This window comes from Nostoc sp. FACHB-888, assembly GCF_014696655.1.
Lineage (GTDB): Bacteria > Cyanobacteriota > Cyanobacteriia > Cyanobacteriales > Nostocaceae > Nostoc.
Window position 1 is genome coordinate 1 of record NZ_JACJQM010000161.1, and the last position, 9,458, is coordinate 9,458.

The following is a 9,458-nucleotide window of genomic DNA, read 5'->3' on the forward strand; positions in this document are numbered from 1 at the left end:
CGCTTTCACTTGGTCAGCACTGGTTCCTTTTTGCTAGCGAAAGCACCAGCCTGCCTTAGCGCTGCACCGGGGCTTGGGTGAGCGAAAAATTCTTCTACAGCTTTGGTCAGCCCAGCCGCAACAGCCGGATCGTGGCAAGCGTAGACATAGATAGGCTGCTGCACACCATTGACCAATCGCGTTTCTTGGCGATCGCCTAATTGTGGGTAAAATGTTCTCACCCATGTGCCAAGATGTCCCCGGTAGTGAGGGCCACTGATAGGGACTTTCTTTCCAAGTTCGCTCTCTGCAAAATTCACCACGCCCATCCACTTTTCTTGTGTGCTGGTAAGGGACTGTCTGTTGTAGTCAGCTATCAGATTGGCAGCGAAGTCTTTGCAATTCTGTTCCATGTAAGGGTTGAGTCTGCCACCGGTGAGTTCGGCTAAAGTCTTCATGGCCTGTACAAAAGTATGTAGCCGTTGCTCGACTGGAGGGAGGGCTGGGATAGGTGAATGAGTTTGAGAGGGAACACTTTTAATGGCTGCAACTAAATCTAAAATGATGGTTCTAACTTGTGCTGCGATTGTGGATTGCTGTAACATCATTGCGATTCTTAACGCCCCAAGAGCCGAAAAAACTCTCGCCTGGGATGTTTTTGATGGTAGACAGAGCATCTGTCGAGCATCCCTTAGCTCTTTACCTGTAAGGGTTTTAGTTTCTGTAGCTTGGAATTCCGAGTGATTAACTCTGTAGATTTCTTTGACTGCGGATTCTGTGACTGAAAAATATTCTGCAATCATTCCAGTAGTCGCCCAACCATTACCCTCCCAGACAGCGAACACTATTGCCTTGGCTTTGCTTAGAACCATTTCTGCGCGTGAATCATCAAGGTTAGAAAGTGCAGAAGTTCTCAATGAGGGAGACTCGATAAAAACATTTTGATTCAAAGGTAAATTCATATTGACTCCTAACTAAATTTCCAAATTTTAGATATTGATTTCAACACCACTTCTTAAGTCATATTTCACCTCAGCGAAAATTTCATTGATTAATGCTTTGTGTGTGATAATTAGAAATCTGTAGCGGGAGAAAAACTTCCGTGCGTTCATCTAAAGTAATGGCATTCCTTTAGGTGAACGCTTTTGTATTAACCAGAAAGGTGGGAATTGGAGGGGGAAAGGGGAAAGGGTAAAGGAAGGAGGAAAGACTTTTCTCAATACAGTACAGAGCAAGTATTTTTAAATATGGATGTTCCCATTACCCTTTAACCCTTCTCCTTTTTCCCTATTATTTACGGTCTAACTCCTTACTTCCTTCGCCATTGTTTGCATCCTTAGTTAATGCGGTTAACTGACGGTTGAGAATATTTATCTGCTGTTGGTAAAAGTCAATTTCAGTAGTGATTTGGTGGAATAATTCTTCTGGTGTAAGCGGTTGGATTTGATCTTCTTGCAAGTACGATGTTTCGTTAGAGTTTTTATTAGGCATCAGCACATAGCGCCAACCATCATCAAATTGTTCAGCCAACTCTGTACTCAAAGGATAGTAATAAAGTCCCAGGATGATGCCCTGTTGTGTACGCTGTTCCAAGTTAAAGCGAGGGTAGGGCCAGTGTTGTGGGATCGAGATTGTGGGTTGCATAGATGAATAGGTGAATGAAGGGAAAATGAGAGAAGAATTCAGGAGTCAGAATGGGCTAAACGCCCCGCTACCGCTAACAGAAGTCAGAATTTCGGGAAGAGGTGGGAAAAAGAGGAGAAAGGAAGGCAGATTTTATTAACTTCTGCACCCTGCTCTTTGTTTCTTTACTGACTCCTGACTCCTGGATTCTGACTCCTGAATTACGCCGTTACTAACTCCGCTCTTTCCAGCAGTCGTTGCAATTTATTACCAGTTAGCTGTTCTAACGGTTGCTCTAAAAAATATTCATCAAAAATGGATTTACCACCAGTAGACACGTTCACCATCGATAGCGATTGCACTACATCCATTGCAGAATCACAGGCTATGCGCTGGGTTTCGTCTGCTGCGCGTGTTAACCACCAGTTACTGTCAGTCTGCCCTACTTCGCCTAGTTTGATATCGTCGTTGTAAATGCCGTCGTTGAGGATTTCGTAACCGTAATTCTGGCACTCGTTGAAGATATGCGCCATGATTCGGTTTTCAGTAGTGCAGGGTGTTGCAAGTTGTTCCTGCACAGGTAATGAGCCATCTTTGTAGTGAGTGCAGATGAAGCGATCGCAACGCATTGGGGTATTGGCACGAAATACTTCTTTGTCATTGACCATGACTACCCAGCGTTGGGTTAAGTGGTTGTCGTCATAGCTGATGCTGGCTACCAGTTGATTACCAGCGTAATATTCGTGATGGTCAAACGAGATTTCGACTATTCTGAAGGGTTCGGGAGCTACAATTTGGGCTTGGTCAGCGATGTAGCCGTCTAGTTCGGCTTGAGCGAGGGCTTGTTCGTCGGGGGCAGCGAGGGTGACTTTCTGAATCTTGCTTGCCTGATAGTTAACAATGGCCGAAATCCAGGCATCCTTACAGCGTTTGTCGCTTACTTCGACTGTGCAGGCGATTTCGCTGTAGATTTGCTTGAGTCGGGCAATCGATTTCAGTTGCAGCTGTTGTTGGCTGTAGATTTGGTGTGTCATTATATTGGTTACGCCATCTGTATGGTGGATGTTTTGCAAAAGCGATCGCTTCCAATTTGCGAGAGAGGTGCGGTCGCTTTTTGCTATCTATAAATGTAGCGACCTCGCTACATATTTGTCAAGCTTGCATATTAATTGTTATGGCTGCTATATTTGAAGGAATCGCTTTAAGTAAGCGATCTAGCTATAAAAGCATTAGTGGAGGAAACTATGAGAGTAAGGAAAACAAAAAAAGACTCTCAAAAGATGATTCGTTGGCGGCTAAGAATATTAATGGCAGAGAAGAAAATCAGCAATAAAGAACTTGCTGAACTTTCGGGTATCCACCCAACGTCCATTTCAAAACTGAAAAACGCTGATGAAATTGAACAGATCAGTGGGAGAGTTTTAAACAGTTTATGTAATGGTTTAACAAAGGCGTATCAAGCCGCAGGTGATAACCGAATAATTACACCTGGGGATTTGTTTGACTACACTTTTGATCATGATGGCGACCCTACAACTGGGGATATTCAATCAAAAGGTTTACAAAAAGCCGAAAATGAGCAATTATCTAATCCTGGTAAACCAGCTAAACCTAATACTCAGGTATTATGGTTAACACCTAATAAGGAGGCATCATAAGTATTTTTGTTCCTGAGCATACTTAAGCTAGAAGAGGTGGAAGCATGAACACCCCACCCCGTAAGCGCAAACAAGCTACCTCTGCCGCATTAAGCAATCCAGAACTGCCCATCAACTCAGACATTACCCCTTCAGAAAACCCAGCTTCAGCAATCATCGATATTGCTGCTGTTGAAGTACCGGAACTAACCGAGCAGGAGCAAAGCGATCGCCTGCACTTGGAGCGTAGGGTAGAACGAGCGTTCTTTGAAGCAGGGAAGGCATTGACTGAGTTACGCGATCGCAGATTATATCGTTCCACGCACAAAACTTTTGAAGATTATTGCCGCGAACGCTTTGGTTTTAGCCGCAGACAGCCCTACCATTTAATAGAAGCTGCGGTTATTTTTGATAATTTGGTGGAAAAATGTGAACGTTCCGTTCACATTCTGCCGACTAATGAGTGGCAAATCAGGCCACTGTCCAAGCTTGACCCGGACATTCAGCCCGAAGCATGGGAGCAAGCTGTAGAGTCTGCCAACGGGAAAGTACCCTCACACCGGATCGTCAAAGATGTTGTGCAGCGCATCATAGAGCGTACCCAAGTACCTAATACTTACCAAATCGGTGAAGTCTGCCAAATCTTAGTTAAGGACAACCCGGAACTTAGAGGAAAGGGTGGGTGTTGGGCAATTGTCAGCGCAGTGAATGACTTTAGTTGCACCGTGAGAATGTGGGATGGCGAACACACAGTTGGGTTGCAACACCTGAAATCATACGATTACTTGCCCCAAGAGTGTGAGCAGATGCAGGTGATTTGCAATCGCATCAGTCGAGTGTATTCAGACTCACTGGAAGAGACAGCCAAAAATCTGTTGCAGTCGTTGGGTAAAGTGAATCGTCCTTATTTAACGGCTATCGAAGAGAAATTGTTGAGTTTGATTGAGCGAGAATACGGGCTTATAGATCAATCTCCACAAACTCATAGACAATAATAAATACACATCTTATGATTGTGAAATCAGTTCAATATTTGGCAAGTCGAAGCGGGGTCAAAAACCCTGGGGATCTGCCAAAATCGCCAGAACCTTGACAAGTAAATAGTTTCACAGTTTCAGTGCCAAGGGGAGTTAAGAATTAGTCGCAATAAGAGCGGCTGAAATCGACCTATTTTTGAGGTTCGCCAAAACGCTTCCCAGGAAGCCTGCTCTGTAACAGTTTCAGCACCGAGCCGTTTCCACTAACCAAATCCCCTCACGGGGACTGAAACAACCTCTGGACTTGGATACTTTAGCCGTTCGCCTGGGTTTCCACTAACCAAATCCCCTCACGGGGACTGAAACGCTCGATGCCCCCTTTGCTTCTATTTCTGCAAGCTTTAAGTTTCCACTAACCAAATCCCCTCACGGGGACTGAAACGTGTAAACGAACCATTTGATAGAACCGGACATATAAGTTTCCACTAACCAAATCCCCTCACGGGGACTGAAACGCTGTATGCGTCGAGCGCTTGACGATAACGCAGCTAAGTTTCCACTAACCAAATCCCCTCACGGGGACTGAAACAATTTAAGTATTCACACAAGTTTCGCCAGCTATAAAGTTTCCACTAACCAAATCCCCTCACGGGGACTGAAACATGCCCCCTTGATTTGCACTTCAAATTCTCGTGCGATGTTTCCACTAACCAAATCCCCTCACGGGGACTGAAACTCGTGGTTATTTGTTCGCCAAATAATCTCACCTGGGTTTCCACTAACCAAATCCCCTCACGGGGACTGAAACTTTTTTGTTTATATTAAATCATTCGGCTAAAATCAAGTTTCCACTAACCAAATCCCCTCACGGGGACTGAAACTTATAACAACAAGCTTGTCCATAAGCTTGATAAATGTTTCCACTAACCAAATCCCCTCACGGGGACTGAAACACTGCTTAATCAACCTTTCTGCAAGGGCTATATCAAAGTTTCCACTAACCAAATCCCCTCACGGGGACTGAAACATAAATATTTGAGTGAGTTGTTCATAATCATCTTCCAGTTTCCACTAACCAAATCCCCTCACGGGGACTGAAACAAGAAATTCTCGACATTCTCGCGCATGGCAATTTGGTTTCCACTAACCAAATCCCCTCACGGGGACTGAAACTTGTAATCAGTGACAGCCTGTACATAATCCTTGATGGTTTCCACTAACCAAATCCCCTCACGGGGACTGAAACTAGATTACCCATCTCTGTCGGTTCTGCTTGACTCAAGTTTCCACTAACCAAATCCCCTCACGGGGACTGAAACTCAGCAGGAGAAAATAGAGCTTCTGTATTAGCTGGAGTTTCCACAAACCAAATCCTCTCACGGGGACTGAAACTCACCAACAAGCGTAATAACCGTACCTTCACCCCAAGTTTCCACAAACCATTACCCCGTAAGGGGACTGAAACATAAACAAGAAATATTTCTCGTATGCTGCTGGATAGTTTCGACAAACCAAATCCCCTAACGGGGGCTGAAAACTGGGGGGCTGATGTTAGGTATCGGTTGACCTGGAGGGTTTCGACAAACCAAATCCTCTAATGGGGGCTGAAAATCTTCAAATTAAGCAAGCCTTTCCTGGCACAATTGATTAACAACTCTTTCGATTTCTTGTGTCATCCAGTCAGATCCGGTCTGTTGGTAAACCTGAACTAATGATTGGTAAAACCACAAAGTTTTTTCTCGACCAGCACTAAAATTAGTCCAGACGACATCTCCACATTGTTGCCAATCAGCTAAAAGCGATCTGGAATTATGTAGTTTGTCAGCCAGAGAAACCAAGCGTACAGAAGGTGAAGCAGAACGGAGATTATTGAGGTAACACTGCTTACGTTCTTGCCAGGGAGGTTTAGGAGGTGTGTCCCACTCAGTACAGCCATCGATAATAGCTAAAACTGTTTCACCAAAGAGTCGATGGATATCTTCACGAATGGGTTTGCCGCCTTGGTCTTCGACTGCATCATGCAAAAGAGCAGCGATTGCTTCTTCTTCCGTGCCTCCAGCTTCTAAAACCAAAGCTGCGACACTCAACAAATGTGAAATATAAGGAACGCCGCTAATCTTACGTTTCTGTTTAGCATGAAGACGAGTCGCGTAGATTAGTGCTGATTCAAATCGTTCAGTCAGTTTTGATGGGTTCATAGTGATTGTCAATTGTGATAAAGCTGAAATTGGGTAGCGACATCAGCAGCAAAGCTTTGCCGTAAATCCCAAGGTGTTAAAACTTCAACTTTTGGTTGCCATGCCCGCAGACGCATGACTAAATTGTTATCTCTGTGTTCGTTATCTCGATATCGGATACGTGCTTGATAGTAAGCGTCTTTTGGCGAACGCTTGGCAAGGACTTTTAGTAAATCTTGCTGTTGAGGTTGTTTAATTTCACGTTGAATTAAACGTTGTACTTGCTGGTAGCTAATTTCTTCAAAAGTATCGTGGCGTTCAGTACCTTTAACGTAGCGATTGCAGAATTCCCGGTCAAATCGGAGTAACATCAGTTGGGAAGGCAAGTAGAAATCAAATCCCCATGCTTTAGACATCTCCAAAGCGATATCATCTGGGTCTGGTAAAGACTTCTGTTGATATTGCTGTTGTAAATTTGAGGGCAGTTTCGGGTCTGTCCACTCTAAAGCAACCAAACTCCGAATGTGGTCAAGGCGAAAATTATACCAGTTAGTATCTTTTTGAGGGCTTTCGCCATAGGCACACAGATAAACTGCCCTCTGTACGTAGTAGATGCATACTGGGTAAACGATACAATCAACGTTATTACCAAGTTTGGCACTACCATAAGTTAGTTTGACTGGTGGAACTGGAGTTTTAGCCCAAAGTTGTTTTAACTCGTATTGCCAATCATCAACTTTATCTAAAGTGCTACGAGGAATCACATAATCGAGTTTTAAGAAGAAACGTTGTACTCCATTGATTTTTTGGGAGTGATTTTCTGCCAACCCTACCAAATCTTCATGCATGAAACTCAATTCATAAGCACCGATTTTAGCAGCACTTGCCTCATCTTTTGTAGTTACGGGCCGTGGTGGAAACTCGCACACCCGATAGTATTTTTCGTATTTGTATACAAGCCAGCCGAGTTTAGCTAGAATTTCCAAATCACCCTGTAGAGAACGACGAGTTACGCCAAATAAGCGCCGTTGCAATAAAGTATCCAGTTCAGATTCACCCATGCCTGTGTGAGCAAGGATTAATTTTCGCCAGTGGGTAGCAACTATCCCTGTTTTTTCACTAAATAACCATTCGGCTACGGTTTTGGCACAGGGACAATCAGAGTCATGTATGGCAGGAATTTCTTCTCCTTTAGGATGTGTAGAACTAAAGAATGCATTTCGCCAGTCTGCGTAAGAGAAAGAGTCATCTAAAACCATACGGTCTTGATTATCTCTATACAGCGATGCTCCTTCGGAGCCGTATAACGAACGCAGCCACACCCACAAGCGAATTGCTCGTATTAAATTTTGCTTGAGATACCCGTGTCCTAAGCACTGCAATAGTTCTATGTCAGGAATATCTTGAAAAACTAGTTCAGACACCAGCCGAGTCTCGATAAAAATAATAATACCAAGATACAGCATCTTGGAAGACACTTCTTCCAAGTGCGTGTATGATGTACGCATTATATAAATCTAAAGGTAATGAGTTCTTACAAAATCGAGCTAAAAGAAGGAATTTTACGGATAAATTTTGGTGAACCGGCTCAAAATGACCAGATTGTGCGCGATGCCGCAGCCCGATTGGAGGAAATGGCAACATCAGGAGAACTCGCGGGAGGGCCACTTCTAAAGATTAATGGGCCTATTTCTATTCCTGTAGCGTTTGTTCTAGCACATAAGCTTGCTCATATATATGGTGCTGTTGCTTTTTACGATCCCAAGTTATGTAAATATGTCATTTCTATCACACACAATCCATCGTATAAACTAGGGGACTTAATAGATTGATATTTGACTGATGGAGGAGATGGGTGTAGCTAGCAAGAAATTTTATGACAACGTATCACATAAGTCTCGAAGGCGACGTTTTGAAAATTGGGTTTAGTGCAACACTTGCTACAGGCGACCAGATTGTGCGAGATGTAGCGGTGCAGTTGGATGCAATGATTGCTTCGGGTGAACTTTCTGGTGGTTCCCTGATTAAAATTAATGGACGCACATCAGTACTGGTTAGTCAGGTATTAGCTGATAAATTATCTAAATTGTATGATGTGATCGCTTTTTTTGACCCGAAGATTGGCGACAAAGGGCTGGATAGGTATGTAATTACCATCAGCAAACACCCAAGATATATAGTAGGGGATACGTTAGATATAGTGCGATCGCAGCAACATTCAAGTATCAAAGTTGTGCTGTGTGGGTTTGCGAATACAGGAAAGACTTGCTTTCGAGATGGTTTAAAACAGACGTTATTGCAGATTTCCAATGCACCAGAGTCTTATTTCATCTCTGGTTGTCCAGATGGTGATGGTTCTTGGTATGGGGAAACTGCACGGCGCGATTTGGATTTGGCGAAAAAGTTAAAAGCTGAATACAAGGCTAGATTTACCTCAGAGTTTGCCCAATTGAAAGCCCAAGAAGTCAAGAGTATTAATACACCAATATTTATATTTGATGTAGGTGGGAAAATATCTGAGGAAAATCGCTTGATTATGTCCCAAGCGACTCATGCGGTAATTTTGGTGAAGGATGAGTGTGAGATTGCACCTTGGCAAGGATTTTGTCAGTCTTTAGGTTTGCAAGTGGTGGCAATTATTTCCAGTGATTATGAAGGTGTAAGTGACGCGATCTTGGAAGAAACGCCGATTCTGAAAGGTAGTGTTCATCGGTTACAGCGTGGGGAGGATGTTTCTAGTCGCCCGATGGTGCAAGCATTGGCGCGTGTTTTGGTGGGTTTAAATTGAGGTAAAGTAAAAATGGCAAAGATGAGTTCTGTTAGTGTAGCGATCACTTGGTGTTTGGCTTGGGGTGATGAGCGAAAACCTAAATATGATTTGCCAGTCTTACAAAAGATGCACCAAGCATTGAAAATTAGGGAACAAGTTGCAGAGGAATTTCAGGAATTAGTTGATGCAGTAAACTCATATCTTGCACCTGGAAATAGTAATGTCAATTCCATGACTAAGTGCTAAGGGTCGAAGCCGTTCAATATCCAGTAGTAATAAAGACAGGATTAAATGA

The 9,458-nt window shown here is 43.5% G+C and carries 11 protein-coding genes and 1 CRISPR repeat array; of the genes, 6 read left to right on the forward strand and 5 right to left on the reverse strand.

Annotated features, from left to right (window positions below):
• Positions 1–5: 5 nt before the first annotated feature.
• The 3 genes from H6G26_RS34690 to H6G26_RS34700 form a co-directional block, all read right to left on the reverse strand.
• Positions 6–941 carry a hypothetical protein gene (locus H6G26_RS34690; protein WP_190735681.1) on the reverse strand — a complete coding sequence of 312 codons (936 nt, stop codon included), beginning with the start codon at positions 939–941 and terminating at the stop codon, positions 6–8.
• Positions 942–1,269: 328 nt separating this feature from the next.
• On the reverse strand, positions 1,270–1,623 hold the full coding sequence (locus H6G26_RS34695; protein WP_190735683.1) for a hypothetical protein: 354 nt from the start codon (positions 1,621–1,623) through the stop codon (positions 1,270–1,272).
• A gap of 200 nt (positions 1,624–1,823) precedes the next feature.
• Positions 1,824–2,636: a hypothetical protein gene (locus H6G26_RS34700; protein WP_190735685.1), complete on the reverse strand. Its 813-nt coding sequence runs from the start codon at positions 2,634–2,636 to the stop codon at positions 1,824–1,826.
• Between H6G26_RS34700 and H6G26_RS34705 the strand changes: the two genes are divergently transcribed.
• From H6G26_RS34705 to H6G26_RS34715, 3 genes are read left to right on the forward strand one after another with little or no spacing between them, the layout of a single operon-like run.
• Positions 2,630–2,935, forward strand: coding sequence for a hypothetical protein (locus H6G26_RS34705; RefSeq protein WP_190735686.1), 306 nt, complete (start codon positions 2,630–2,632; stop codon positions 2,933–2,935). The genes H6G26_RS34700 and H6G26_RS34705 overlap by 7 nt on opposite strands.
• On the forward strand, positions 2,910–3,260 hold the full coding sequence (locus H6G26_RS34710; RefSeq protein WP_199327223.1) for a helix-turn-helix transcriptional regulator: 351 nt from the start codon (positions 2,910–2,912) through the stop codon (positions 3,258–3,260). Before H6G26_RS34705 ends, H6G26_RS34710 begins: the two co-directional genes overlap by 26 nt.
• 44 nt (positions 3,261–3,304) lie before the next feature.
• Entirely contained in the window at positions 3,305–4,234 is a 930-nt protein-coding gene (locus H6G26_RS34715) for a hypothetical protein (RefSeq protein WP_190735690.1), read from the forward strand.
• A 238-nt stretch (positions 4,235–4,472) separates the two neighbouring features.
• Positions 4,473–5,827: a CRISPR direct-repeat array (repeat unit 37 nt; unit sequence GTTTCCACTAACCAAATCCCCTCACGGGGACTGAAAC).
• Between the two features lie 8 nt (positions 5,828–5,835).
• Here the strand turns inward: H6G26_RS34715 and H6G26_RS34720 are convergent.
• Positions 5,836–6,414, reverse strand: coding sequence for an HD domain-containing protein (locus H6G26_RS34720; RefSeq protein WP_190735692.1), 579 nt, complete (start codon positions 6,412–6,414; stop codon positions 5,836–5,838).
• Positions 6,415–6,422: 8 nt separating this feature from the next.
• Positions 6,423–7,901: a TIGR03985 family CRISPR-associated protein gene (locus tag H6G26_RS34725; RefSeq protein WP_347242554.1), complete on the reverse strand. Its 1,479-nt coding sequence runs from the start codon at positions 7,899–7,901 to the stop codon at positions 6,423–6,425.
• 18 nt (positions 7,902–7,919) lie between these two features.
• Here H6G26_RS34725 and H6G26_RS34730 point away from each other — a divergent pair, with 18 nt between their 5' ends.
• The 3 genes from H6G26_RS34730 to H6G26_RS34740 are packed head-to-tail and all read left to right on the forward strand — an operon-like array spanning position 7,920 to position 9,409.
• Entirely contained in the window at positions 7,920–8,225 is a 306-nt protein-coding gene (locus tag H6G26_RS34730) for a CRISPR-associated protein Csx3 (protein ID WP_190735695.1), read from the forward strand.
• 44 nt (positions 8,226–8,269) lie between these two features.
• A complete protein-coding gene (locus tag H6G26_RS34735) occupies positions 8,270–9,181 on the forward strand; it encodes a CRISPR-associated protein Csx3 (protein WP_190735697.1) in 912 nt (303 codons plus the stop codon).
• Positions 9,182–9,193: 12 nt separating this feature from the next.
• Positions 9,194–9,409 (forward strand): hypothetical protein, encoded by a 216-nt coding sequence (locus H6G26_RS34740; RefSeq protein ID WP_190735699.1) that lies wholly within the window; start codon positions 9,194–9,196, stop codon positions 9,407–9,409.
• The last annotated feature ends 49 nt before the right edge of the window (positions 9,410–9,458 follow it).

Bases quoted from the DNA above. Each gene is read 5' to 3' on its own strand.
- H6G26_RS34690 (WP_190735681.1), bottom strand. From the start codon at position 941: ATGAATTTACCTTTGAATCAAAATGTTTTTATCGAGTCTCCCTCATTG.
- H6G26_RS34695 (WP_190735683.1), bottom strand. From the start codon at position 1,623: ATGCAACCCACAATCTCGATCCCACAACACTGGCCCTACCCTCGCTTT.
- H6G26_RS34700 (WP_190735685.1), bottom strand. From the start codon at position 2,636: ATGACACACCAAATCTACAGCCAACAACAGCTGCAACTGAAATCGATT.
- H6G26_RS34710 (WP_199327223.1), top strand. From the start codon at position 2,910: ATGGCAGAGAAGAAAATCAGCAATAAAGAACTTGCTGAACTTTCGGGT.
- H6G26_RS34715 (WP_190735690.1), top strand. From the start codon at position 3,305: ATGAACACCCCACCCCGTAAGCGCAAACAAGCTACCTCTGCCGCATTA.
- H6G26_RS34720 (WP_190735692.1), bottom strand. From the start codon at position 6,414: ATGAACCCATCAAAACTGACTGAACGATTTGAATCAGCACTAATCTAC.
- H6G26_RS34725 (WP_347242554.1), bottom strand. From the start codon at position 7,901: ATGCGTACATCATACACGCACTTGGAAGAAGTGTCTTCCAAGATGCTG.
- H6G26_RS34730 (WP_190735695.1), top strand. From the start codon at position 7,920: ATGAGTTCTTACAAAATCGAGCTAAAAGAAGGAATTTTACGGATAAAT.
- H6G26_RS34735 (WP_190735697.1), top strand. From the start codon at position 8,270: ATGACAACGTATCACATAAGTCTCGAAGGCGACGTTTTGAAAATTGGG.
- H6G26_RS34740 (WP_190735699.1), top strand. From the start codon at position 9,194: ATGGCAAAGATGAGTTCTGTTAGTGTAGCGATCACTTGGTGTTTGGCT.